24 protein-coding genes and 1 riboswitch are annotated in these 24,046 nt (G+C 41.7%); of the genes, 15 read left to right on the top strand and 9 right to left on the bottom strand.

Going from position 1 to position 24,046, the window contains the following annotated elements:
- Window positions 1-6: 6 nt before the first annotated feature.
- Entirely contained in the window at window positions 7-459 is a 453-nt protein-coding gene (gene rpiB / locus PSF28_RS02880; protein ID WP_109911228.1) for a ribose 5-phosphate isomerase B, read from the bottom strand.
- Window positions 460-782: 323 nt separating this feature from the next.
- Between rpiB and PSF28_RS02885 the strand changes: the two genes are divergently transcribed.
- The 6 genes from PSF28_RS02885 to crcB all read left to right on the top strand — a co-directional run bounded on the left by PSF28_RS02885 (window position 783) and on the right by crcB (window position 6,915).
- Entirely contained in the window at window positions 783-1,895 is a 1,113-nt protein-coding gene (locus PSF28_RS02885; protein WP_004910265.1) for an MDR/zinc-dependent alcohol dehydrogenase-like family protein, read from the top strand.
- A gap of 129 nt (window positions 1,896-2,024) precedes the next feature.
- A complete protein-coding gene (locus PSF28_RS02890) occupies window positions 2,025-3,296 on the top strand; it encodes an MFS transporter (RefSeq protein WP_210839428.1) in 1,272 nt (423 codons plus the stop codon).
- Between the two features lie 11 nt (window positions 3,297-3,307).
- Window positions 3,308-4,309, top strand: coding sequence for a dihydroxyacetone kinase subunit DhaK (locus PSF28_RS02895; RefSeq protein WP_004910269.1), 1,002 nt, complete (start codon window positions 3,308-3,310; stop codon window positions 4,307-4,309).
- A gap of 10 nt (window positions 4,310-4,319) precedes the next feature.
- On the top strand, window positions 4,320-4,973 hold the full coding sequence (gene dhaL, locus PSF28_RS02900; protein WP_210839427.1) for a dihydroxyacetone kinase subunit DhaL: 654 nt from the start codon (window positions 4,320-4,322) through the stop codon (window positions 4,971-4,973).
- A 159-nt stretch (window positions 4,974-5,132) separates the two neighbouring features.
- On the top strand, window positions 5,133-6,095 hold the full coding sequence (locus tag PSF28_RS02905; protein WP_210839424.1) for a sugar-binding transcriptional regulator: 963 nt from the start codon (window positions 5,133-5,135) through the stop codon (window positions 6,093-6,095).
- Window positions 6,096-6,352: 257 nt separating this feature from the next.
- Window positions 6,353-6,423: riboswitch (Fluoride riboswitch) on the top strand.
- Window positions 6,424-6,534: 111 nt separating this feature from the next.
- Window positions 6,535-6,915 (top strand): fluoride efflux transporter CrcB, encoded by a 381-nt coding sequence (crcB, locus tag PSF28_RS02910; RefSeq protein WP_210839422.1) that lies wholly within the window; start codon window positions 6,535-6,537, stop codon window positions 6,913-6,915.
- Window position 6,916: 1 nt separating this feature from the next.
- Here the strand turns inward: crcB and PSF28_RS02915 are convergent, their stop codons facing one another.
- On the bottom strand, window positions 6,917-7,867 hold the full coding sequence (locus tag PSF28_RS02915; RefSeq protein ID WP_272665122.1) for a sugar-binding transcriptional regulator: 951 nt from the start codon (window positions 7,865-7,867) through the stop codon (window positions 6,917-6,919).
- Between the two features lie 177 nt (window positions 7,868-8,044).
- On the opposite strand from PSF28_RS02915, the gene dalD reads away from it, so the two are divergent.
- The 6 genes from dalD (at window position 8,045) to PSF28_RS02945 (ending at window position 16,640) form a co-directional block, all read left to right on the top strand.
- The gene (gene dalD / locus PSF28_RS02920; protein ID WP_272684598.1) at window positions 8,045-9,433 is read left to right on the top strand and encodes a D-arabinitol 4-dehydrogenase; all 1,389 of its coding nucleotides are present in this window, start codon (window positions 8,045-8,047) and stop codon (window positions 9,431-9,433) included.
- Between the two features lie 11 nt (window positions 9,434-9,444).
- Window positions 9,445-10,914, top strand: coding sequence for a xylulokinase (gene xylB, locus PSF28_RS02925; RefSeq protein ID WP_210839416.1), 1,470 nt, complete (start codon window positions 9,445-9,447; stop codon window positions 10,912-10,914).
- 90 nt (window positions 10,915-11,004) lie between these two features.
- Window positions 11,005-12,294, top strand: a complete 1,290-nt coding sequence (locus PSF28_RS02930; protein ID WP_210839414.1) for an MFS transporter — start codon at window positions 11,005-11,007, stop codon at window positions 12,292-12,294.
- Window positions 12,295-12,933: 639 nt separating this feature from the next.
- Window positions 12,934-14,157, top strand: coding sequence for a hypothetical protein (locus tag PSF28_RS02935; RefSeq protein ID WP_210837748.1), 1,224 nt, complete (start codon window positions 12,934-12,936; stop codon window positions 14,155-14,157).
- A 5-nt stretch (window positions 14,158-14,162) separates the two neighbouring features.
- The gene (locus tag PSF28_RS02940) at window positions 14,163-15,398 is read left to right on the top strand and encodes a Zn-dependent hydrolase (RefSeq protein ID WP_210837746.1); all 1,236 of its coding nucleotides are present in this window, start codon (window positions 14,163-14,165) and stop codon (window positions 15,396-15,398) included.
- A gap of 57 nt (window positions 15,399-15,455) precedes the next feature.
- Window positions 15,456-16,640 carry an amidohydrolase gene (locus PSF28_RS02945; RefSeq protein ID WP_210837744.1) on the top strand — a complete coding sequence of 395 codons (1,185 nt, stop codon included), beginning with the start codon at window positions 15,456-15,458 and terminating at the stop codon, window positions 16,638-16,640.
- Window positions 16,641-16,766: 126 nt separating this feature from the next.
- Here the strand turns inward: PSF28_RS02945 and PSF28_RS02950 are convergent, their stop codons facing one another.
- Entirely contained in the window at window positions 16,767-16,943 is a 177-nt protein-coding gene (locus PSF28_RS02950) for a DUF2526 family protein (RefSeq protein ID WP_210837742.1), read from the bottom strand.
- A 67-nt stretch (window positions 16,944-17,010) separates the two neighbouring features.
- Window positions 17,011-17,571, bottom strand: coding sequence for a helix-turn-helix domain-containing protein (locus tag PSF28_RS02955; RefSeq protein WP_210837740.1), 561 nt, complete (start codon window positions 17,569-17,571; stop codon window positions 17,011-17,013).
- 82 nt (window positions 17,572-17,653) lie between these two features.
- Here PSF28_RS02955 and PSF28_RS02960 point away from each other — a divergent pair, with 82 nt between their 5' ends.
- Both PSF28_RS02960 and PSF28_RS02965 read left to right on the top strand, forming a co-directional pair.
- Entirely contained in the window at window positions 17,654-18,319 is a 666-nt protein-coding gene (locus PSF28_RS02960; protein ID WP_210837738.1) for an AzlC family ABC transporter permease, read from the top strand.
- Window positions 18,320-18,321: 2 nt separating this feature from the next.
- Window positions 18,322-18,639: an AzlD domain-containing protein gene (locus tag PSF28_RS02965; protein WP_210837736.1), complete on the top strand. Its 318-nt coding sequence runs from the start codon at window positions 18,322-18,324 to the stop codon at window positions 18,637-18,639.
- A gap of 113 nt (window positions 18,640-18,752) precedes the next feature.
- Here PSF28_RS02965 and PSF28_RS02970 read toward each other — a convergent pair whose 3' ends face one another.
- Window positions 18,753-18,941, bottom strand: a complete 189-nt coding sequence (locus PSF28_RS02970; protein ID WP_004263611.1) for a YegP family protein — start codon at window positions 18,939-18,941, stop codon at window positions 18,753-18,755.
- A 301-nt stretch (window positions 18,942-19,242) separates the two neighbouring features.
- Window positions 19,243-19,638 carry a hypothetical protein gene (locus PSF28_RS02975; RefSeq protein WP_272684599.1) on the bottom strand — a complete coding sequence of 132 codons (396 nt, stop codon included), beginning with the start codon at window positions 19,636-19,638 and terminating at the stop codon, window positions 19,243-19,245.
- Window positions 19,639-19,817: 179 nt separating this feature from the next.
- On the opposite strand from PSF28_RS02975, the gene PSF28_RS02980 reads away from it, so the two are divergent.
- On the top strand, window positions 19,818-20,822 hold the full coding sequence (locus tag PSF28_RS02980; protein ID WP_210837732.1) for a luciferase-like monooxygenase: 1,005 nt from the start codon (window positions 19,818-19,820) through the stop codon (window positions 20,820-20,822).
- 95 nt (window positions 20,823-20,917) lie between these two features.
- Here PSF28_RS02980 and PSF28_RS02985 read toward each other — a convergent pair whose 3' ends face one another.
- The 3 genes from PSF28_RS02985 to PSF28_RS02995 all read right to left on the bottom strand — a co-directional run bounded on the left by PSF28_RS02985 (window position 20,918) and on the right by PSF28_RS02995 (window position 23,864).
- A complete protein-coding gene (locus PSF28_RS02985; RefSeq protein WP_272684600.1) occupies window positions 20,918-21,307 on the bottom strand; it encodes a YkgJ family cysteine cluster protein in 390 nt (129 codons plus the stop codon).
- 408 nt (window positions 21,308-21,715) lie between these two features.
- Window positions 21,716-23,107: an L-cystine transporter gene (locus PSF28_RS02990; RefSeq protein WP_210837730.1), complete on the bottom strand. Its 1,392-nt coding sequence runs from the start codon at window positions 23,105-23,107 to the stop codon at window positions 21,716-21,718.
- A 181-nt stretch (window positions 23,108-23,288) separates the two neighbouring features.
- Window positions 23,289-23,864, bottom strand: coding sequence for a metal-dependent hydrolase (locus PSF28_RS02995; protein ID WP_210837729.1), 576 nt, complete (start codon window positions 23,862-23,864; stop codon window positions 23,289-23,291).
- Window positions 23,865-24,046: the final 182 nt, after the last annotated feature.

Consider the following 24,046-nt stretch of genomic DNA (forward strand, 5'->3'; position numbering starts at 1 on the left):
GTAAAACTAACGTTCCCCATTTTCATACTCACTGATTCGAGCCACTTTTGGCGCCGAACGTCCTCCTTCATAATGGGAAGCCAACCATGTATCGATAATGCTTTTTGCTAATTCAGGGCCAATCACTCGTGCGCCGAAGGTAATAATTTGTGCGTCATTGCTTTTTTGAGCTCGCTCAGCGGAGTATGTGTCATGGCACAGTGCTGCACGAATTCCCGTGACCTTATTGGCAACAATCGACATACCAATTCCGGTACCACAAATTAAAATACCGCGCTGGTGTTTGCCTTGTACGATCGCAGTTGCAACCGCATGGGCAACATCAGGGTACATTTCGTCTGCAACCCCAGTGTTTAAGCAGTAATCAGTCACTTCAATGTTTAGTTCTGCTAAGTGAGCTTTAATCAAATCTTTCATTTCAAATGCAGCGTCATCCGCGCCAATAGCAATAGATAGCATGATAGAGATCCTTATTGTTGAACAAAAGTTCATAAACCAATCAAATGTACTATTTAGAAAATAGGATCTTATGAACAAATAATCAATAGCTGAACATATGTTTTTATTTTTATGATGATGAATTCTGTGATCTACGGCTTTAAATTTAATTATTTTTGCAAAAAAGGTGGAAAATAGTCGTTTTAAGGCGATTTTATGAGAATTTTTGCACTGAATCACACTTTGACACTCTCACTATGGGCAAGGATGAAGAAAAGGAGGTATGGTTAATTTGTATCTTCATTGAACTTATGTTCATTTTACAAACCGCCGAGGATAGAACTATGTGTGAACACTGTGATTCAAAAGCAACGATGAGCGCAGGCATTCCAGAAAAAATGAAAGCCGTGGTTGCTTATGCTCCAAAAGACTACCGTTTAGAAACTGTCGATGTCCCTAAAATTAGTGAAGAAGAAATTTTGGTTCGCGTAGAAGCTTGTGGCATCTGCGCGGGTGATGTGAAGGCTTTTGAAGGTGCCCCTAGTTTTTGGGGAGATGCAGAACAGCCCGCTTATATCAAAGCGCCAATGATCCCAGGGCACGAATTTATTGGCCATGTCGTAGGCTTTGGGTCAAAAGTGGAAGGTTTTGCATTAGGTGATCGTGTTATTTCTGAACAAATCGTACCTTGTTGGGAATGCCGTTTCTGTAAACGCGGCGAATACTGGATGTGTGAAAAACATGACCTGTATGGCTTCCAAAATAATGTGAATGGCGGTATGGCGCAATATATGAAGTTCACCAAAGAAGCCATTAACTACCATGTGCCGGTCGAGATGCCAATCGAAGACGCTATTTTGATTGAACCTTACGCCTGTTCTTTACATGCCGTACAGCGTGCCAATGTCAAATTGGGTGATGTCGTCGTGCTTTCTGGCGCGGGAACATTAGGCCTGGGCATGATTGGGGCAATTAAAAAATCCGGTGCTGGTAAGTTGGTCGTTCTGGATTTATTTGATAAGCGCCTTGAGTTAGCGAAAGAATTTGGTGCTGATATCGTATTAAACCCGAAACGTGATGATGTTGACAAAATTGTCAAAGAGATGACTGAAGGTTATGGCTGTGACATTTACATTGAAGCAACAGGGGCGCCTAAATCGGTTGAGCAAGGCCTGAAGATGATCCGTAAATTGGGTACATTTGTGGAGTTTTCTGTATTTAAAGACCCAGTGACTGTGGACTGGAGCATTATCAGTGACCGTAAAGAACTGGATTTATTAGGCTCTCACCTTGGCCCATATTGCTATCCACTCGTGATAGAAGGTATTGGTAACGGTGATTTCCCAACCAAAGGCGTGGTGACGGATATTTTACCTTTAGATAAGTTTGCGGAAGGTTTTTCAATGATGGCGAAAGGCGACCCGCACATTAAAGTGGTTCTCGACCCGAACCTGTAGAGCTGTCGTGGGTTGAAAAAAAGACGAAATTAAAAATATAACGATAAAAATTGGACCTGAATAAATGTCACCCTACCAAGGCTTGTTATTCAGGTCCTAACCCAGCGAACAAGCACTGAGGTCAATAATATGATAATCAATAAACTGTCTAAAGTAACGGGGTTTTCACCAAAGTTACTACTTGGCTATTTTGGCGTCCTGATCTTTATGATGGGGGAAGGCCTAGAACAAGGCTGGCTGTCACCTTTTATAATTAGCCGTGGAATGAGTATTGAAGAATCTTCATTACTATTTAGTGTGTATGGTTTTTTTGCTGCTGTGGCCGCGTGGTTATCCGGCGTATTAGCTGAAATTTATACCGCTCGTCGTGTGATGATTTTTGGTTTTGTGATGTTTGTGATTGGTTCGATTATTTTCTTATCTGTTGGCTTACCGAGTAACAGCCTGTCTATCATGATCCCAACCTATGCACTGCGTGGTTTTGGTTATCCCATGTTTGCCTACGGCTTCTTAGTTTGGGTGGCCTATGAGGCACCAATTAAAAAACTGGGCTCTGCTGTCGGGATCTTCTGGTTCGTTTATAGCGGCGGACTGGGTGTTTTAGGGGTGATGTATTCGAGTTATGCGCTGCCAGTTTTAGGTGAAATGGCAACGTTATGGAGTGGACTGATTTTTGTCACTATCGGTGCATTTATTGCTATTGCACTTAACCGCAACAAAGCGGGAGATACACCAGAGGCACCGAAAGAAAAAGTATCGCTCAGCTATGTGTTTAAAGGGATCACCATTGCGTTTGAAAATCCAAAAATTGGTTTGGGTGGCATTGTTCGTACCATTAATACCTCGGCAGCATATGGTTTTGTGATCTTCATGCCAATGTTTCTTGCTGACTTTGGTTTTTCCCGCACAGAGTGGTTACATATCTACGCAGCACTTTGGACAGTGAACATCGCTTTTAATCTGATCTTTGGTGTTGTCAGTGACCGTATCGGTTGGCGCAATATTGTAATTTGGTTTGGTTGTGTCGGCTGTATGGTTTGTACCTTAATGTTTTACTACGTGCCTTATTATTTTGGGCACAGTTATACCCTGATGATGATCGCCGCTGGCTTATTTGGTGCGTGCCTTGCAGGATACGTACCACTGTCAGCCATCATGCCGAGTTTAGCACCTGAAAATAAAGGCGCTGCCATGTCAGTCCTTAATTTAGGTGCGGGTTTAAGTACGTTTGTTGGTCCTGCACTTGTTGGGCTCTTTATTAGTAGCGTAGGTGCGTTTGGCGTGATTTGGATTTTCTCGGGGCTCTATTTATTTAGTGCGATATTGATGAAATTTATTACTGTGCCGGAAGAATTACTTGAACAGTCGGCAAAGATGCAGCTAACACCAGAAAATAAGTAAAAGAGGGAATTATGAATAGAATCATTAATGAACCTGATCTTGTTGTTGAAGATGCGATTCAAGGTTATTTGAAAGCGCACCCTGAATATTTTGCGCAAACAGATAATGCGCGCGTTCTAAAATACCCAAAAGCACCAATACAAGGGAAAGTGGGTATTGTCACTGGTGGTGGTTCAGGTCATGAACCTGCGTTTTTAGGCTACGTGGGCGAAAACATGTTAGATGCGGTGGCGATTGGTGAAATTTTCTCCTCACCAACGGCTGGGGCATTTTTAGATGCGTTTAAAGCAGCCGATAGTGGTGCGGGGGTTGCCTGTTTATATGGTAATTACGCGGGCGATAACATGAACGTTAAGATGGCGATGAAAAAAGCCGAAAAAGCGGGTATGCAAGTCAAAACCGTGGTCGCTACCGATGATGTCGCTTCAGCACCTGCCAGTGAAAAAGAAAAGCGTCGCGGTGTTGCGGGTGAAATACTTATGTGGAAAGTGGGTTCTGCTGCAGCAAGTAAAGGCTATGATTTAGATGGCGTGATTAATGCAGCACAAAAAGCGATTAATAACTGCCATTCTATTGGTGTTGGGCTAACGTCTTGTACCATTCCAGCGGTAGGTCATCCAAATTTTCATATTGAAGATGGGATGATGGAGCTAGGTATTGGTCATCATGGTGAGCCAGGCATTGAAATTATGCCAATTCAATCCGCAGCGCAAATGGCAAAAACCATGTTAACGCCAATTTTAGATGATATGCAGGCAAAACAAGGCGATGAAGTTGTCGTATTAGTTTCAGGTTTAGGCGCGACTCCCGTGATGGAGCTGTACATCTACTATGCAGAGGTTGAAAAACAACTCAGTGAGAAAGGTGTGCGTATTGTTCGTAACTATGTTGGTAACTATTTTACTTCATTAGAAATGATGGGGGTAACACTGACATTAATGAAAGTGGATGATGAATTGAAAACGTTGATGGATGTTCCTGCGTATTCATTGGGTTTAACACAGGTCAAATAAGGAGACAACTATGCAAGTTATTTCAACGGGCAACGGCAAGGAAATTACCCTTGATTTAGTGAACATTATTGTTTCTAACCGTGAATACCTCAGCGAAATTGATGGTGCAATAGGGGATGGAGACCATGGCATCAATATGGCGAAAGGTTTCAATTTATGCGCTAAAGCAATTGCAGACCGTGAATTATCACTCAGTGAAGGGTTTGAAGAAATTTCTGACGCATTGATGGAAGGCATTGGTGGTTCAATGGGGCCACTTTACGGCAGCTTCTTTATGGGGATGTCAGACAGCATTTCAGGGAAAAATGCGTTATCGCAACAAGATTTCCTCGCTATGCTAAAAAATGGGTTATCTGAACTGCAAGACATCAGTAGCGCGACAGTGGGGGACAAGTGCTTAATGGATACATTGATCCCCGCAGTTAATGCCTTTGAAGAGGTAACAAAATCAGGAAAAAACTTTAAACAAGCGCTTGATGCGATGCAGGCCGCCGCCGTTGCAGGCCGTGATTCCACGGTAGATTTAGTGGCGAAGATTGGCCGTGCAAGCCGCCTTGGTGAGCGTTCAAGGGGCGTGTTAGATGCAGGCGCGACTTCTTGTTGTTTATTATTGTGCCAATTAGCACAAAGCATTGAAAAACAGAGTGCATTAACCAATGCATAATTGTTTTATATAACTCTTTTCGTGGATATATAGACAAAAACCATTGCTATATATCCACTCTCTTTTATAACTCACTTATTAATTGCCACTAGAAACGCTATACTAAAACCTTATCATCCTTGTTGCGATTAACACCAATAAAGAGGAAACCACTATCTTATGGATAGATCACAAACATCTTCCGACATCGAGCTACTGACTGAAATTGCGATAGCTTATTATCGTGATGAAATTACCCAGGAAGAGATCGCCAATAAGTTTGGTATATCGCGAATTAAGGTAGGGCGCTTACTTAAGCGAGCAAAAGAGGAAGGTATTGTTGAGATCAATGTTCGCTATCATCCTATTTTTAGCACTCAGCTAGAGCAACAGCTACTTTCTCGCTTCCCAATTTCCCGTGCGTTGATTGCCCTCGACCATCCCGATGAAGAAGAACAACGCTACCAAGTTGGCACTCTAGTCGCTAATTATTTATCAACAACATTACGAGACAACATGATAGTCACGGTCGGCCAAGGTCGCAATGTTGCGGTAGTGGCTGATAGCGGTGGGGCCGTCCCTGAAAAAGATTGCCGTTTTATTTGCGGAATTGGTGGAACGCACCGGCCAGGAGATTCCATCAATGCGGACCATATCAGCCGCCGCTTAGCGAAGAAATTTGGTGGAACCAGTGAAACGCTATACGCGCCTGCCTATGTTGAAAATAACGAATTAAAGCAATCTTTTATGAAAAACGGTACCATCAAGGAAACGCTCGATCGCGCCCGCAAAGCGGATATTGCCCTAATTGGTATTGGCGATATGAATGAAGACAGCTATATGGTCAAACTAGGTTGGTTTACACCGCGTGAAATTGTTGATGCGAGTTTAAATCAAGGGGTAATTGGTGATATCGCAGGTTATGATTTTTTTAATGCGCAAGGGCAACATGTTGATACAGTGATGAATGATAGAGTGATAGGCCTAAGCATAGACGAACTCAAGAAAATCCCTTGCGTAATAGCCATTGCTTCTGAATCCTCTAAGGCTATGGCCATTATGGGGGCACTGCGGACGGGAGCGATTGATATTATCGCAACGAGTGCGAGTAATGTGCGGACGATTTTGAAGATGTCCCAATAGCTTGTCATACTTCAAGCTGTCGCGTTGTTGACTACGTTCATTCGCATTAGTCACATACTTGTGTATGCTCCTAACGACTTATTCACTTGTCGCCTAGCGACAACTTGAATTATTTAGAGCTATTATTTGCCATACATCAAGCTGTAGTGTTGTTGACTAGATTCATTTGTTTGTTACCTAGCTGTAATTAGAATCATTCATGCCATCTATTATAAAATGGGTTTACATAGCCTAATTAGTTGCCTTATTATTTTAAAATGTATTTGGGAGATGGCATTCCTCCTTTTTATAAAACCGCCCGCAGAGGGCTGATGATGCCTACGTTAACCTTTTCATTGAATAGGGTACGTAGGTATTATGTGCCCTGGATTTTGGGCATAAATGCGGCAATAGGAAACTTTCCTTTCATTTATCCCGCCAAACATTAAAGGAAGTTTCTATGTATGCCTCATTATTTGCAATTGCGATTGGTTCAGTGCTTGGCGGATGGCTAAGATGGTTTGTTAGCCTAAGACTCAATCACCTTTACCCAAACATTCCACTAGGCACTGTCGCGGTCAATTTGATTGGTGGCTTTGTCATTGGCTTTGCCATCTCTTACTTTGCCAATGCAAATATTAGCTCTGCCTATAAATTATTCATTGTGACGGGTTTCTGTGGTGCATTTACCACCTTTTCGACCTTTTCACTCGAAGTGTTGGTGCTAATCCAAGAAGGTAAATTGGGCTTCGCCATTAGTACCATTGCCATCCACGTAATTGGGGCCTTAATATTTACCTTGCTTGGAATGTTATGCCATCATTGGTTAACACAGGCATAATTTATTTATTAGCTAACAAATGATGTGCAGTGGCTTCATCGGTCACTAAGCCTGTTACCCAACCGCCATTCATAACCGCTTGAATTGCTTGTGTTTTGTGTGCTCCACCCGCAAATGCGATTACAGGCCTATTTGGGGAAGGGAACAGCGGAACACTGGTGTGTGTGTCATCCAAAGCTGTAGAAAGTCGCTCGCCGTTAGCTTGGATAAAATGCCCCAATAGCTCTGCGGTTACACCTTTTTCTAATAACATTTCCATTTGTTCATCGGTGACGAAACCTTCCGAATTGAGTGGGCAGCCTTTGCCTACTTCACCAATACCAATAAAGGTAATATCTGCATTCAGAGCCTTTTCTGTGACTTCCTTATACACGCGATGTTGGCACCACATTGCTTTATCTTCTGGGCTGTCGGCGTACAGTGGCGCAGGTAGAATATAGTGTCGGCATTGTAATTTTTCTGCAAAACGTAATGGAATATCATAGCGTGTTGCTGAGCTATCGCGGGCAATAGCGCCTATTAGTGAAACACATTGGTGCTGGGAGGTTTCTAGGTAAGGAAGGGCATCAATAATACAGCGTAATGTTCTACCTGAACCAATACCAATAATTTGAGGCTTATCGGGTTCGATTAATTGTTCCATGAGCTCTGCACCGGCCACTGAAATCATATCGAGTGTAGCTTCTGTATCCAGTTGCCCTGACGGGACAACAAAGCAATGTGTTAGGTGATACTTTTGCTGGATTTCATTAGCGAGCTTTAAACATTCAGTAATCGGGTGCGTGATTTGCACCTGAACCATACCTTGTTCTTTTGCTAGAGAAATAAGGCGTTGAGCGACTTGTCTCGATAACCCAAGTTCATGCGCAATTTCCTGTTGTGTTTTGCCTGCCACAAAATATAGCCATGCCGCACGTGCAGCTTGTTCCATTTTTTTTAATTCTTTCTGCATGGACATTCTCCTGCTGGTTTCGCTTATTGTAATTCTGGGCAATTGTTTATTAAAAGGGCAAAAGTCAATACTGTGAGCATTATCGCAGTAATTGTGATCAGATTGAAACTAAAATATAACAAACGGGCATATGCCCAAAAAAATAGCAATTATTTAATTTTAGGTTAAGGAGTCACAATGCTAAAGCAGAAATCAGTGTGGATGCACATCGGTGCTGGGTCATTTCATCGTGCTCACCAAGCGTGGTATTTGCACCGCTTGATTCAACAAGGGGATGATAGTTGGTCAATTGCCTTAGGGAATATTCGCAATGATGCGAATGCATTGCTTGATAACTTAACCAAGCAAAATGGGGAATATACCCTTGAAACAGTCTCACCTGAAGGTGAGCGTCATTATGAAAAAATTACTTCAGTGCGCAAAGTATTGCATTGGGATGATAATTTAAGCCAATTAGTGGAACAAGGCTGTGATAAAGCAACTCGTGTTATTGCTTTCACGGTCACAGAAGCAGGCTATTATTTAACCCCGCAGCATGAATTAGATGCAGAACAGCCAGACATTAAAGCCGATTTAACGGGCAAAATGAGCACGATCTACGGTGCGTTAACTCAAATTTTACGCGCACGTTTAGCGGCTCATGGTGAACCTGTCACTTTGTTAAACTGTGATAATTTGCGCCACAATGGCGAACGGTTTAGACACGGCTTTTTATCGTTTCTGCAATTAAAAGGTGAAACTGAGCTATACCAATGGGTGAAAGAAAATACGCGTTCGCCGAACACCATGGTTGATAGGATCACGCCTCGCCCAACGCCAGATGTTGCTGAACGTGTTAAACAGCAAACGGGTTGGGATGATAAAGTATCTATCATGGGAGAGGCATTCATTCAGTGGGTGATTGAAGATGACTTTATTAATGGACGTCCTGCATTAGAAAATGTCGATGTAGAAATGGTTGAGTCCGTTTTACCGTGGGAAGAAGCGAAAATTCGTATTCTGAATGCCAGCCACAGTTGCATTGCTTGGGCAGGAACCTTAATCGGTTTGAGCTTTATTGATGAAAGCACCCGCCAACCTGCTATCAAACAAATGGCATGGAATTATGTGACGCAGGATGTGATCCCGTCATTGTCACCAAGCCCCCTTGATTTAGAACAATACCGTGATGTAGTACTCGCGCGCTTTAGTAATCCGTATATTCAGGATACTAATCAACGTGTTGCTGCTGATGGTTTATCAAAAATTCCTGGTTTTATTACACCAACACTACAAGAATGCTATCAGCGTCAGCAGACTCCGGCAGCGACAGCTGTGCTGCCCGCTTTATTTTTCGTATTTCTACAGCGCTGGGCTCGTGGTGAATTACCTTATGAGTATCAGGATGGAGTGCTGGATGTCGCGCTATATCAAAAAATGATGAATAGCAGTGACGCATTGTCGCAATTTGTCTCCAGTGAAATGCTATTCGGTTCACTTGCTCATGCTACCGAATTCCATGAATTGATGAACAACACCGTTGAAAAAGTTGAAAATTGGCTCAAGTCACCTCAACAACCTCTGTAAGGAGAAAGGCGATGTACCTCGGAATTGACTTAGGCACTTCAGAACTTAAGGCTGTATTAATTAATGCTCAGGGTGAAATTGTTGCCTCAAGCCATATGGCATTAACAGTACAAAGGCCACATTCTCAGTGGGCTGAGCAATCGCCAGATAGTTGGTGGGAAGCCACCAATGCGGTTGCCGCTACCTTGCGCCAAAAATCCCCAGAAGCATGGGCGGCGGTAAAAGCGATTGGCTTATCGGGCCAAATGCACGGTGCGGTATTATTAGACAGCCAGCACCAAGTACTTCGCGACTGTATTTTATGGAATGACACCCGCAGTGCGAAGGAATGTGAATGGTTAATGGAAAATCACCCTGAGTTTCTAACTATTGGCGCTAATTTAGTGATGCCAGGTTTCACAGCACCCAAATTATTGTGGGTTGCACGCCATGAGCCTGAAATATTCAAACAAGTTGCCAAGGTGTTGCTTCCTAAAGATTATTTACGTTGGAAAATGACTGGCCAATTTACCAGTGATATGTCTGACGCTTCAGGTACATTGTGGTTGGATGTGGCTAAGCGTGATTGGTCAGATGAATTATTAGCGGCAACCAATCTAACTCGTGAACAGATGCCAGCTTTAGTTGAAGGTGCTGAAAAAAGTGGTGTGTTACGGGCCGATTTAGCTTCGCAGTGGGGGTTAAGTGCCGATGTGATTATTGCTGGTGGAGGGGGTGACAATGCGGCCTCTGCGGTAGGCGTTGGCGCAATTAATGATGGCGATGCTCTGATTTCTTTGGGGACATCTGGCGTTATTTTTGTGGTTAATAATCAACTACAAGCAGCACCACATCAGGGGGTCCATGCTTTTGCCCATGCATTACCAAACCGCTGGCACCAAATGAGTGTGATGTTAAGTGCTGCCAATTGTTTGCGTTGGCTTTGCCAACTTCTTTCCACAACTGAAAACCAGCTAATGGATGAAGTGGGGCAATTGACCGATGACCAGAAAAAGTTAGCGCCAGTATTTTTGCCTTACCTTTCAGGGGAAAGAACGCCTCATAATGACCCTTACGCAATGGGTTCATTTTTTGCGTTAAAAAATGAAACAACGCGTGCTCAGCTTGGTTATGCGGTGATTGAAGGGGTGACCTTCGCTCTGGCGGATGGCATGCAGGTTTTAACGCAAACGGGAACGCAAATTAGTCGGTGTAGCTTAACGGGGGGAGGAGCACGTAGTCCTGTTTGGGCACAACTGATTGCTGATGTTATCGATATACCGATTGTGACCCACCCAGCGAGTTCATCGGGGGCTTTAGGTGCGGCTCGTTTAGCATGGCTGGCGGACGGCGGTAATACCGAAACCGTGTGCCAAAAACCAGAAGTGTTAAGTACCTATTTACCGCAGAAACAGTACCAAACTTGGTTAAATCAACGGCTTGATGTTTTCCGTTTATTATACCAACAGCAAAAACAAGCAAGGGAATTATTGCCACAGTAGGCGAGTGTGGCGGTGTTTCCCTACACATCACCGCCACAGCTATATCTTCGCGATTGATTAAAATAACAAAATTAAAATGAGGAAACTGCAATGGAACAGAAGCAGTATTGGCTTGGTCTACCTAAGCATTTGTTCTGGGGTTTTATTGCTATCGCTATTTTTATGAGTGGTGATGGCTTTGAAATGGCTTTTTTATCAAAACATATTACTGATTTAGGGTTTACACCGGCACAATCAGCAATGGTATTTACTGTCTATGGCTTAATGGCCGCTGTTGCGGCGTGGGCATCTGGTGTTGTGGCTGAAATTATCACCCCCCTAAAAGCCATGATGATCGGGTTCATTCTCTGGATTGTCATGCATGCATTGTTCATGGCGTTCGGTCTGGGCATGAAAAGCTATACCTTGATGCTGCTATTTTACGGCATTCGTGGATTAGCTTATCCACTGTTTATTTATTCATTTATGATGATGTTGGTGCAAGTCATTCCTCGAGCGCATCTTGCTGCCGCTACCGGTTGGTTCTGGGCGATGTATTCAGTCGGAATTGGTGTCATTGGTAGTTATTTACCTAGCTTTTCAATCCCAATGATGGGGGAGACGGGCACATTATGGATGGCAATTGGTTGGGTTGCACTTGGTGGTGCGATTGCATACTTTAGCCTACGTAATGTTCCAGTTGATCGCTCTAAAGTCAATTTACCGATGAAAGATAAAATGGCCGAGTTATCCCGAGCTGCGACTATTTTATTCACCAACAAAGATATCTTTATGGCGAGCCTGATCCGGATTATCAACACCATTTCATTGTTTGGTTTTGCGATTATCATGCCATTATTATTTGTTGATCGCTTAGGCTTTACTATTTCTGAATGGCTACAAATTTGGGCGGTATTCTTCTTTGTGACTATCTTCACCAATATTTTTTGGGGAATTGTTGGCGAGCATATTGGTTGGGTTCGTCAAGTTAGGTGGTTTGGTTGTTTAGGAATGGCAATATCCAGCTTAATGTTTTACTACTTACCCGTTTATTTCGGTCATAATTTTGCCATCGCATTAATACCTGCCATTTTATTGGGTATCTTTGTGGCTGCTTTTGTTCCAATGACCGCGGTATTCCCGAGTATTGAGCCGCACCATAAAGGAGCAGCAGTCTCAATTTATAACCTTTCAGCGGGGTTAAGTAATTTTGCCGCACCTGCAATTGCCAGTTTAGTATTGCCTTTCTTTGATATTGTGGGCGTTGTGTGGGCCTATACAGGTTTGTATATCTTTGCAGGAATACTGACATTCTTTATTAAAGTGCCACAACCCGGTTTTGAAAATAATCGCAAAATAAAACCAGCGAAGGTGGTGACTGAACAACAAACCAGTCATTAATTTACTTTATCTAATATCATTAAACCCTGTAGATAGTGAATTATCTATGGGGTTTTTCTTTATTTAACCAAACTCTGTTATTGAGACAAACTAAATTGAAGATGAAGGGATATCGTCCTTTGCAACGGCAATATAAAGAGAAACGGTTTAAAAATAAAATAAAGTAGAATATTTCCTATAAATAGAAATCTGAGTCATATTTATAAGGTGATTTTTCATCTTATTGCGATAATTATTGAAAATACAGCACTGGACAATAGAATATAATTTCATAGATTAAAAAATCAGCTACAGTCGATTTGTTTATAAATAATTACTTAAATGACATAAAATATTAACTTCCAAACCTGCATTTAGAGAATATTAAGGTGCTTGCCCCCTTTCAATGTTATATCTGACTATTTAACTCACAGCTTACCTTTATTCCAAGCTGTTTAAATCCGGTTTTACTCTCTATACATCTGAATTTTCGGTGTTATGATGAATTTTGTTGCAAATTCGTATATTTGCAGCGAAATACTCTCTATATTGGTGTTTTATTGCGCCAAATAAAATTTATAATCCAATCTTAATTAAAATTAATAGTTTGTAATACTAAAAAATAATCTAATAAAAAAAGATAATTGCGGGGAAAAAGTTATGTCACAGATGTTAGCTCTGTTTCTGATAGTAGGGATATTATATATAGGGGATGCTATAGCCGTTAGAACTAAGGCTTGGATCCCATCTGTATTTGTATGCGCAGTGCTCTTCCTTTTAGGTTATTGGACTATTTTCCCGAAAGATATTGTGAGTATTGCCGGTATTCCTCAAGTGGTTGCGGTTACCTTGATGTATTTGTTAATTACAAATATGGGGACCTTATTATCGCTAAAAGAATTATTACTCCAATGGAAAACCATTCTTATCTCTTTAGCTGGGATTTTAGGCATCATTTTCTTAACCTTTATTGTTGGTATAACCTTATTTGATTTAAATACGGTATTAGTTGCGGTTCCTCCGTTGGTTGGTGGTATTGTTTCTTCATTAATTATGTCAAAAGGTGCTGCGGAGGCTGGTCTTGTTGATCTTTCGGTTTTCGCAATTTTAATTTACGTCATGCAGGGGTTTGCCGGTTATCCATTAACTGCGGTGATGCTAAAAAAAGAAGGGCGCCGAGTTTTAGAAAAATATCGTAATGGCCAATGGCAAGAAACCTTACCGGTAGACGGGGCGAAAGAGGTCGAAGTTAAAACGGTGGTGTCTGAAGATGAAATGCCACGTATGTTTAAAAAAATCCCTAATCACTATAACACGAGCTATTTTAAATTCTTACGCTTAGCTGCGGTAGGCTATTTGGCTTATTTGGCCTCATCTTATGCAGCCCCTTATGTCAGCATTAGCCCATTTGTATTGTGCTTATTATTTGGTGTTATTGCTTCTTCATTGGGTTTCTTAGAAAGACAGCCGTTACAAAAAGCTAATGGCTTTGGGTTCGCAATTATGGCTTTAATGTTGTTTATTTTCGATACATTAAACCACGCGACCCCCGATATGTTATTACGCCTAGTTTATCCGATGGTGGTGTTAATTAGTGCAGCGGTTATTGGGATGTACCTTGCATCTTGGGTGGTTGGTAAAATATTAGGCGTTACCAAAGAAATGGCATTTGCTGTTGCGCTAACAGCGTTATATGGCTTTCCTGCTGACTACATTATTACTAATGAAGCAATCAACGCGTTAACGAAAGACGAAAAAGAACGCCAAGTATTAACTAGCCATATGTTAGGACCAATGTTAGTGGGTGGCTTTATTTCTGTGACCATGGTTTCTGTCGTATTAGCAGGTATTATGGTGGCTTATATTGTTCCGATTGCAGGGTAAAAATAATGGAAACAAGTACTTCAAGAATTCAGCGCCATTTAGAACAGTTGGCAGAATACACCGCAACGCCGGGTCAGGGTACTACGCGGATGAGCTACAGCGAACAAGATAAACAAGCGCGCGATTACCTAAAACAAGAAATGCGTACCTTAGGATTACAGGTTCGTGAGGATGCTATTGGCAATATTTATGGGCGCTTAGAAGGCCAGCAACCGGATTTGCCTACGGTCATTGTCGGTTCACATTTTGATTCGGTTCCTCACGGTGGGGCATTTGATGGTCCAGCAGGTATTGTCACCGGTTTGGATGTTGTGGCGCGTATTCGCGAACAAAATTTAACACCAAAATATCCCTTAGAAGTGATAGCGTTGGTTGAAGAAGAAGGTACCAGTTTTGGTCGTGGTTTGATGGCTTCGAGTGTAATAACAGGGCTAATTGGTACCAAAGAATTATATCAGTTAAAGGATAAGCAAGGCGTGAGTGCTGCTGCACGCATGGCCGCGGCTGGGTTCAATGCAGACAACGCAGCGCAAGCGGTTCTTAATCCTAAAAATGTCAAAGCATTCCTAGAGCTACATATCGAACAAGGCCCAGTGTTAGAACAGGCCAATGAAGATGTAGGGATCGTAGAAACTATCGTAGGCATCAGTCAGTTAGAAATTAAATTGACAGGCAAAGCAGGCCATGCAGGTACCACGCCGATGAATATGCGAGCCGATGCATTAGTGTGTGCTAGCCAAATTATTAGCCAAATCCCTGCGCTAGCAACGGCCGCGGGGGATAATACGGTGGCGACCGTAGGGCGGTTAGCGGTATTGCCGAATGGGGCTAATGTCATCCCAAGCGAAGTCACTTTTAGCGTTGATATTCGTTCCAAAAATGATATTGCGTTACGTAAGGTGATTGAGCAAGTTATTGAGCTAACTGAGCAAGTTAGCAATTCATTAGCTATTTCAAGCGATATTGTTCAGCCGTTATATGTTCAGCCAACGGAGCTCAATAGTGATATTCATCAACTGATGCAACAACATGCTAGCGATCAAAACTTACGTTTTCGTTCAATGGTTAGTGGTGCAGGGCATGACACTATGATTTTTGCAGGTATTACTCAAACAGGGCTGATATTTGTGCCAAGTCGTAATGGATTAAGCCATCATCCAGATGAATGGACGGATTATGCACAAATTGCAAGAGGTGCAGATGTGATGTTTGCTACTGTTAAGTCATTAATAGAATGCTAATTAATAAATAAACCAGGTAAATTATCTGGTTGTGTAATAGGGTAAAAAGGTAGAAAAATGATCAACAAAACAATTACAGCCGCAATCAAAAAACACACACCTGAAATGATTGCTTTTCGTCGTGATCTACACGCTCACCCTGAACTACCGTTTGAAGAAATTCGTACCACAAAACGTATTGCCGAAGAATTAGACAAAATTGGAATAGCGTATCGATTAACCGAACCTACAGGTGTTATTGCTGAAATTAAAGGTGGTAAGCCAGGTAAAACGGTTGCTCTGCGTGCAGATATAGACGCATTACCCGTTTTGGAATTGAATGATTCATTAGAATATAAATCGACTATTGAAGGTAAAATGCATGCTTGTGGCCATGATGCGCATACGGCAATGCTATTAACCGCAGCTAAAGCGTTGAATGAGGTGCGTGAAGAATTAGCCGGTAATGTGCGTTTGATTTTCCAACCTGCAGAAGAAATTGCTCAAGGCGCATTAGCCATGATCAAACAAGGCGCAATCGAAAATGTGGATAACGTTTTTGGTATGCATATTTGGACAACCACACCATCAGGAAAAGTGTCTTGTAATGTGGGAGGATCTTTTGCTTCCGCTGATTTACTGAAGATCACCTTTAAAGGCCGTGGTGGTCATGGTTCTATGCCAGAGGCAACCATTGACGCTGCGGTTGTTGCTTCTGCATTTGTCATGAATTTACAAGCGATTGTTTCCCGTGAAACGTCTTCTTTAGACTCAGCAGTGGTCACGATAGGTAAAATGGATGTCGGGACACGTTTCAATGTTATCGCTGAAAATGCAGTATTGGACGGCACGGTACGTTGTTTTGATATCGAAACTCGTAACCGTATCGAAGCTGCGATCCGTCGTTATGCAGAGCATACAGCGGCTATTTATGGTGCGACTGCGCATGTTGATTATATCTATGGGACACTACCTGTTATTAATGAGGAGCGCAGTGCGTTATTGGCTCAGTCAGTGATTTCTCAAGCTTTTGGTGAGCAAACCCTGATTAATGAAAGACCAACACCGGGCGGTGAAGACTTCAGCTTCTACATTGAAAATATCCCAGGGTGCTTTGCTTTATTAGGCACAGGAAATGCTGAAAAGGATACTCAGTGGGCACATCATCATGGCTGTTTTAATATTGATGAAGACACGATGGCCACAGGAGCTGAACTTCATGCGCAATATGCGTGGAGTTATTTACAGCAACAGGAATTTTAAGTGAGTATGTTAATGCTATTAGGGCTAGTTATTTTGCCAATACCGGGGTTACCACTAGCCCTACTGCCTATTTATTTTGTCTATTAAGATTGGTTAAACTGCGAATAGCGGCCTGTTGTACGGCTGCTATTTGTCGTGATGAATAAAAATAGCTTCTCTTAAACGCTGTTGTTGTTCAAAACGTTGTTCTTGGTTGATTTGCTGATCATGAGATAGCTGCATTAGCATTTCATTCATATTATGAACTGAGCTTTCATCAATCAGTTGATTTATTTTTTCAACAATTTCATCATAGTAGGACATAAAGCAGGCTCCAATTAATATTCACTAAAGTTATCATAACGCTAAATCTAATGGGTCAGATAGGTGATTAATTCTGTTTATCGATCACCATAACTGCCATCGTATTGGGTTCTAAGGCTCGCATTATATGCGGCTCATCACCGGGGTAGTGAATATAGTCCCCAACCTGTAACTCAACAGGATTATCCAATGGGCCGACTAACGCTCTGCCAGACATAATAATGATGTGCTCGCTGACACCATGCATATGAGGCTCTGAAATACGATCACGACCGGGCTGGGCAACCACAGTATAAATATCACGTCGCGAATCTGCAGGCGCTGATGAGAGCAAAAAGGCCAAATAATTCGCGTGTTCAGCACTGACTGGTATCGCTTCCTCATGACGGATCACAGTGACAGCCTCTTGTTTTTCTTCAATTAATCGCGCAAAAGGAATGTCTAAAGCTACACAAAGTGCCCATAAGGTTTCAATACTTGGGTTACCGCTACCAGATTCCAATTGAGAAAGTGTAGATTTAGCGATGCCCGCTTTGCGAGATAGCTCTGATAGGGATAGCCCGCATTTTTGTCTTTCACGACTAAGGGCTTTCGAAATCAACTCAATGGGCGGGGAAGGTAGATTCAATTTTAATTTTCCTATTTAGATTGCACTTTATACTATCTATCGACATAATGAACGAATGTATTATATATCGAACGGTTTAGGGATGCTAACTTCAATAAGCTCAACATTAAATCATAGCACAGTGAAAAATATAGCTCTTGTCTGTTTTGCTGACTTAATTGTCGGCATTTCTTATGGCGCATTGGCGCTTTCGCAAGGGTTTGATTGGTGGGTACCACTTACTTTATCTATTTTAGTGCTCGCAGGGGCGTCTGAGTTTTTGTTTATTGGTGTTATTTTTGCAGGGGGGAGCCCACTTTCTGCTGCACTTGCGGGGTTGTTAGTCAATTCACGACATATCCCTTTTAGTTTTGCGACTAACGAATTAACGGGTAAAGGAGCGAAGTCATTACTGGGCTACCATATTATGAATGATGAGAGTGTTGTATTTGGTTTAGCACAAGAAACTGAATCAGAAAAACGCGCAGCTTTTTGGTTGTGTGGGATGGGTATTTTATTGTGTTGGCCAATAGGGGTCGTGATAGGTGAGGTATTGGGCAGCTTTATTAGTGATACGCATATATATGGGATGGATGCGATGTTTCCTGCGATCATTTTAGCACTTTCATTGCCTGCGTTATCGGATAAACGCCTGAGGTTAACTGCCATTATTGGTGCAGTCATTGCGGTTGCAACCACACCAGTCTTACCCGCAGGGATCCCTGTATTACTGGCACTATTGAGTTTGGTTATTTATATAAGGAAATAATAATGACAAATAACCCATGGTTAATTATTAGCGGCATTTTGTTGTTGGCAGTTGGCACTTATTTAATGCGAGCGTCAGGTGCTTTGCTGCGCGGCCGAGTGGTACTTTCTGAAAATAATAAAATGTTATTTTCAGCAGCAGCCATTGTTATTTTATTCTCAGTGGCAGTGACATCGACATTATTTTCCGGTGATGAGATTTCTGATTGGCCTAAGATTGTAGGTGTGCTGGTGGCAGGGGTACTGACGTGGTTTAAAAAGCCTTTTATTATCATTGTGTTGTCAGCTGCGATTGTGACTGCGTTGCTTAGGTTATTCTAAATAAGGTTATTCTAATTAGAGTTAATCTGAATAGCGCTTATTTATATAGCTTATATAAGCCAGAGCAGATAAAAAAGTGACCCCGACTTGAAGAGAGTTGGGGTCACTGAAATTTACTCAGTGAGATCTTTTATTGTTTCAGAAGAGCCATTTTTTTGGACAGAGGCAATCCCTTTTAGCGCAGATTGCTTGGAAGCATACATTTCACTTTTAGCAATCACTTCATGATTTGCTGCTTTTAAAACGAAATAGTAAGGCTGAGCAACGTCTTTAGTGGATTTTTTTAATTCAAAATACCCCATGTTAAGCTCCTGATTTTCTATTGAAAGGATGTCAAACAAAGTGTTAATAGGTAGCTGATATTAACAATCTGCTTGAATTAAGATTAGTCGCTATTAGGTGTTATTACTAGGGCGGAGGATTCAATTCGGATAAACTTTTTTTAAAAAAAAGCCTCTGGGAAGCAGAGGCAATCGTAGGATATATAGAACTCTTTATTATCTGACTAAAATATCGGCTTTTTCTTGTAACAGCTATCTGGTTGTACTTATCGATATAAAAGGTTTTGCCGATAACTTCATTAATCCTCATTGATACTAACTGTTATTTTGCAGTTGGGGCACTAATTGGTTCTGGTGTTGGTATGGTATTCATTGGTTTAAATTCAGGAACTTCCATCACTGTAACTTTGACAATATAGCGTTTGCCATCTTCAATTTTAGGGGCACTATTGGCCAGTTTTTTTACAGTTTCATTCGGTGTCGTCGTTTGTTCTGCAACACTGTATACCATATTGTGATGGTTACCCATGTGCTGACGAGGCATTTTATGATTTACACCATTTGCTGCCGCGGTAAAACCGACGGTTAATAATGCTAGAGCTAATAAGCCTGTATTTAATTTTTTCATTTCAATTTCCTCTGTATTGGTAATGAGCAAATCATTCACCAATTCATTTCGTCTCGCAATCGCTTTTACCTCCCCTGACGGAAGCTCCATAATTACTGCACTTTTTATTCAAGCTTGTTCCATAATTTTTATAAAACAGTGGGTTAGTAGACGATAATTTACATTTTTAGACCACTTGTGCTAATGCAAATTTCAGTGCTGGAGACATCAAAGGGGATAGTCTAGGATGGTAAGTTAGGTTCAATAAAACTCTAACAAAGTGAGTGTGTATGTCAGATAAAAAAATTCCCCTTTCGTTGCTTGACCTTGCGCCAATCATTCAGGGTTCGACAGCGAAAGAGGCCTTTGCTCATTCTCTTGATATTGCCCAACTAGCCGAAAAACTCGGTTACCATCGTTATTGGCTTGCGGAACACCATAATATGACAGGGATTGCAAGTGCGGCCACCTCGGTATTAATCGGTTATCTTGCTGCTAATACGCGCACTTTGCGTTTAGGTTCTGGTGGCGTTATGTTACCGAATCATTCACCGTTGGTGATTGCAGAGCAATTTGGCACGCTAAATACACTTTACCCTGAACGTATCGATTTAGGTATAGGGCGTGCACCAGGAAGTGACCAACGGACGATGCAAGCTTTACGTCGCCATATGAATACGGATATCGATAATTTCCCGCAAGATGTAGCGCAAATTATTAATTGGTTTGATGCCATAAACCCAGATCCAGCCGTGCGTCCAGTGCCCGGCTTTGGTGAAAAAATTCCGGTTTGGTTGCTAGGGTCGAGTTTATACAGTGCAAGGTTAGCTGCGCAGATGGGGCTTCCTTTTGCTTTTGCCTCTCATTTTGCTCCTGATTTGCTATTACAAGCGTTGGAAGTTTATCGTGCTAATTTCCAGCCATCGCAGAGACTCTCTAAGCCGTATGCAATGGTTTGCATTAATATCATTGCCGCAGAGACTCAACGTGAAGCGGAATTTTTATTTACATCGATGCAGCAAGCCTTTGTCATGCTACGTCGTGGCCAACCCTCTCAACTTCCTGCACCCGTCGAAAGCATGGAAAATATCTGGTCACCTGCCGAGGAATTTGGTGTTCAACAAGCATTAGGAATGTCACTGGTAGGGGATAAAACCAAGGTACGTCATGGGTTGGAAACGATATTGAGGCAAACTCAAGCGGACGAAATTATGGTTAATGGCCAAATTTTTGATCATCAAGCTCGTTTGCACTCTTTTGAGTTAGCGATGCAGGTAATGAATGAAATTATGTAATGTATATAGCTGAGCGGTTAACACCAGTGCAAGGACGCATTTTTCAGACTTGATGCAAAAAAGAGATAACCCAGAAAAATCTGGGTCATTGACGGCTAGCAAGCTATTTGTGGTTGATGAGGCTCTAAGGGGGGTAAACCGTGAGCAGCACGCGCTCTATCGCAGGCTTCGTTGTAAACACCATCCTGCCAAGATTGTTCGAACTCACGACACGGTGTGGGTCTTTGTGCATAAATCGAACAAGACACACACTCACCAATAGTGTCCTCTAAAGCCGTACAGCGGGTATTTTGTTTTTGATTGGTGCCATGCATACAACTCATAAATGGGGTAATTTGCTCAGTTAAATGTTGTGGTACAACACCACCGCCACTTTCTGCCTCAGCCCAATAAAAAGAGACACGAAAATAGGCACAACATGCACCGCAGCTTACACAAGGGTTTTCTGAAGAAGCAGTTTTTAGGATATGGACATTATTAGTCATATTAAAAAACCATAAATGATGTTGATAAAATACCCATAGGAAATGGGTTGACGCAACACAAGCAGGAAGCTCAAGAAAACGTTGCTCAGACTTTATTATCTTACGTAATTCCAGTTTATTGCAATATTATTCAGCACAAAAAACTGATTTTTTTAATGTTCACCAAGGTTAATAAAATTGACGTATTTGTGATAACCATAAAAAAACCTGCCAGTAGGCAGGTTCAGACTGCTGACAAACATATTATGTTTGGCGGCAAGTCTAATAGGATTTGAAAATAAATTAGGAAAATCAATTTATTGATTTTCGGCTGATAACACAAAGCGGGAAAAACCACGCTTTTATCCCGCTTTGTCAACAACCTCAACCTGCCAGAAGGCAGGTCTTTGTTTGAATTATGATGATAAATTAAACGTGCTTTAAATCTGCGTCATCATTTTGGTTGAATATCGCTTTATCGGTTTCACCCATCAATTGGCTAGTCACAGTACCTGCTGTCATTGAACCACTGACATTCAGTGCTGTACGGCCCATATCAATTAATGGCTCAACTGAGATTAACAGGGCAACTAATGTGACAGGTAAGCCCATTGCGGGTAATACGATTAACGCTGCGAAAGTTGCACCGCCACCAACACCAGCAACCCCCGCTGAACTGATAGTAACAATACCGACTAATGTCGCAATCCACAGTGGATCGAACGGGTTGATACCCATTGTCGGTGCGACCATTACCGCTAACATTGCAGGGTAGATACCGGCACAACCATTTTGCCCAATCGTTGCACCAAAAGATGCAGAGAAGCTAGCAATGGACTCAGGGATACCGAAACGACGTGTTTGTGTTTCAATATTCAGTGGAATACTTGCTGCACTCGAACGACTAGTGAATGCGAAGGTCAATACTGGCCCAGCTTTTTTAAAGAACTTAATTGGGTTTAAGCCTGTTGTCGCAACTAAAATACCGTGTATGACAAACATAATGCCTAACGCAACATAAGACGCAATAACAAAAGTTCCTAAGTTGATGATGTCATGTAAGTTTGAACTTGCTACAACTTTAATCATCAGCGCCATCACACCATACGGCGTTAAACGCATAACTAAGCGAACTAACTTCATTGCCCAAGCTTGCATAACATCAATCGCCGCTAAGGCTTTTTCACCGCGCTCTTTATCATCTTTAAACAATTGCAGTGCGGCAACGCCGAGGAAGGCAGCAAAAATAACGACACTAATAATCGATGTTGGATTTGCTCCAGTTAAATCCGCAAATGGATTTTTTGGAATAAATGATAAAATTAATTGAGGTACGGTTAAGTCAGAAACTTTCCCAATATAATTGCTTTCTATTGCAGATAAACGTGCAGTTTCGGATTGACCTTGAACTAAACCTTCAGCGGTCAGGCCGAATACATTGGCAATTAAAATACCAACTAACGCAGCAATAGCTGTGGTAAATAACAAAGTGCCAATTGTTAAAAAGCTAATTTTACCCAGTGAAGAGGCTTTATGTAATCTTGCCACCGCACTTAGAATTGAAGCAAATACCAATGGCATAATCACCATTTGTAATAGCTGCACATACCCATTTCCGACAATATTAAACCACAGAATGGAGTCTTTTACCGTTTGGTGGCCACTACCGTACACGAGGTGCAGTACTACCCCGTAGGCAACACCGAAAACCAGACCGACTAAAACTTTTTTAGATAGGCTCCAGCCTTTAGCCCCTAGTTTTGCCAACAGTATTAGTAGTGCTACAAAGCCGAGCACATTAATAATTAGAGGAATATTCATTCCGAACTCCAAATCATATTTTTATAAGGTGTGTTACTTGCCCTTTAATCCTTATTGGTTATAAGGATTTAGTTGCTTCAAACAACTGGTTATATGTTATCAGCTGATAAAATACATTTCTTATACCAAAAAGTAATAAGATAGTGCTATTCATACTTACATTATATGACAAAACTATAATTTATGTAGAGAAGTATATATCTATTTGATTATGAATATATTTTATAACCACATCAACGTGATGATAAAAATCGAATTGGTAACCTGCGGGTAATAAGCAGGCACAAACGGTCAAAATAATGGCAACAAAGCGTTCTCCACGTTGGCTATTTTTACCGCGGATCATGGGAAAACAAAAACGCTGGGGGAGTGGCCATAGTAACGGTACTCCCGAAGGCGTGAGCATATCGGCGACTAGATGGCTGATATAACCCAATAAAAAGGCTTGGATAATATCATTTGGGATTGCCCATTCTGTAGGTACCCATTGATAACAAGAAATCATCAATAGAAACCATGCAACTAGGCTATGGGTAAATCCTCGGTGCCCACAAAGCTTGGAAATGGGTAATGAAAAAATCCGCAGTAATCGACCAGGAATTGAGGAGGGGTGGTCAATATCGGGTAACAATGCGCCTAATAAGGCTCCTGGAACCATGTGCAACCAATCACCATGAGCAATCTCTGGGGTGATTTGAAGTTTATGAGCCATTATTAAAGAGGCGACGGAAAAAAGCAGATGCCCTTCAGCTGTCATGGTGGATAAAATACCATCTGTTTATCTATACAGTTGATTGGCAGTATAAAGTGTTTAAAAAGAATATGATAGTGCTAGAAAGGTAAAAAAACTCTTATTTATTAGCAAATAAGGAAAGGATTTTATAAATTTACATAATTCCCCTACCTAAGTTAGATAGGGGATAACACTTCTTAGACACA

The organism is Providencia sp. PROV130, from assembly GCF_028482225.1.
Taxonomy (GTDB): domain Bacteria; phylum Pseudomonadota; class Gammaproteobacteria; order Enterobacterales; family Enterobacteriaceae; genus Providencia; species Providencia rettgeri.

Coding starts and splice junctions, on each gene's coding strand:
- rpiB (WP_109911228.1), bottom strand. CDS start 459: ATGCTATCTATTGCTATTGGCGCGGATGACGCTGCATTTGAAATGAAA.
- PSF28_RS02885 (WP_004910265.1), top strand. CDS start 783: ATGTGTGAACACTGTGATTCAAAAGCAACGATGAGCGCAGGCATTCCA.
- PSF28_RS02890 (WP_210839428.1), top strand. CDS start 2,025: ATGATAATCAATAAACTGTCTAAAGTAACGGGGTTTTCACCAAAGTTA.
- PSF28_RS02895 (WP_004910269.1), top strand. CDS start 3,308: ATGAATAGAATCATTAATGAACCTGATCTTGTTGTTGAAGATGCGATT.
- dhaL (WP_210839427.1), top strand. CDS start 4,320: ATGCAAGTTATTTCAACGGGCAACGGCAAGGAAATTACCCTTGATTTA.
- PSF28_RS02905 (WP_210839424.1), top strand. CDS start 5,133: ATGGATAGATCACAAACATCTTCCGACATCGAGCTACTGACTGAAATT.
- crcB (WP_210839422.1), top strand. CDS start 6,535: ATGTATGCCTCATTATTTGCAATTGCGATTGGTTCAGTGCTTGGCGGA.
- PSF28_RS02915 (WP_272665122.1), bottom strand. CDS start 7,867: ATGCAGAAAGAATTAAAAAAAATGGAACAAGCTGCACGTGCGGCATGG.
- dalD (WP_272684598.1), top strand. CDS start 8,045: ATGCTAAAGCAGAAATCAGTGTGGATGCACATCGGTGCTGGGTCATTT.
- xylB (WP_210839416.1), top strand. CDS start 9,445: ATGTACCTCGGAATTGACTTAGGCACTTCAGAACTTAAGGCTGTATTA.
- PSF28_RS02930 (WP_210839414.1), top strand. CDS start 11,005: ATGGAACAGAAGCAGTATTGGCTTGGTCTACCTAAGCATTTGTTCTGG.
- PSF28_RS02935 (WP_210837748.1), top strand. CDS start 12,934: ATGTCACAGATGTTAGCTCTGTTTCTGATAGTAGGGATATTATATATA.
- PSF28_RS02940 (WP_210837746.1), top strand. CDS start 14,163: ATGGAAACAAGTACTTCAAGAATTCAGCGCCATTTAGAACAGTTGGCA.
- PSF28_RS02945 (WP_210837744.1), top strand. CDS start 15,456: ATGATCAACAAAACAATTACAGCCGCAATCAAAAAACACACACCTGAA.
- PSF28_RS02950 (WP_210837742.1), bottom strand. CDS start 16,943: ATGTCCTACTATGATGAAATTGTTGAAAAAATAAATCAACTGATTGAT.
- PSF28_RS02960 (WP_210837738.1), top strand. CDS start 17,654: ATGCTAACTTCAATAAGCTCAACATTAAATCATAGCACAGTGAAAAAT.
- PSF28_RS02965 (WP_210837736.1), top strand. CDS start 18,322: ATGACAAATAACCCATGGTTAATTATTAGCGGCATTTTGTTGTTGGCA.
- PSF28_RS02970 (WP_004263611.1), bottom strand. CDS start 18,941: ATGGGGTATTTTGAATTAAAAAAATCCACTAAAGACGTTGCTCAGCCT.
- PSF28_RS02975 (WP_272684599.1), bottom strand. CDS start 19,638: ATGGAGCTTCCGTCAGGGGAGGTAAAAGCGATTGCGAGACGAAATGAA.
- PSF28_RS02980 (WP_210837732.1), top strand. CDS start 19,818: ATGTCAGATAAAAAAATTCCCCTTTCGTTGCTTGACCTTGCGCCAATC.
- PSF28_RS02985 (WP_272684600.1), bottom strand. CDS start 21,307: ATGACTAATAATGTCCATATCCTAAAAACTGCTTCTTCAGAAAACCCT.
- PSF28_RS02990 (WP_210837730.1), bottom strand. CDS start 23,107: ATGAATATTCCTCTAATTATTAATGTGCTCGGCTTTGTAGCACTACTA.
- PSF28_RS02995 (WP_210837729.1), bottom strand. CDS start 23,864: ATGACAGCTGAAGGGCATCTGCTTTTTTCCGTCGCCTCTTTAATAATG.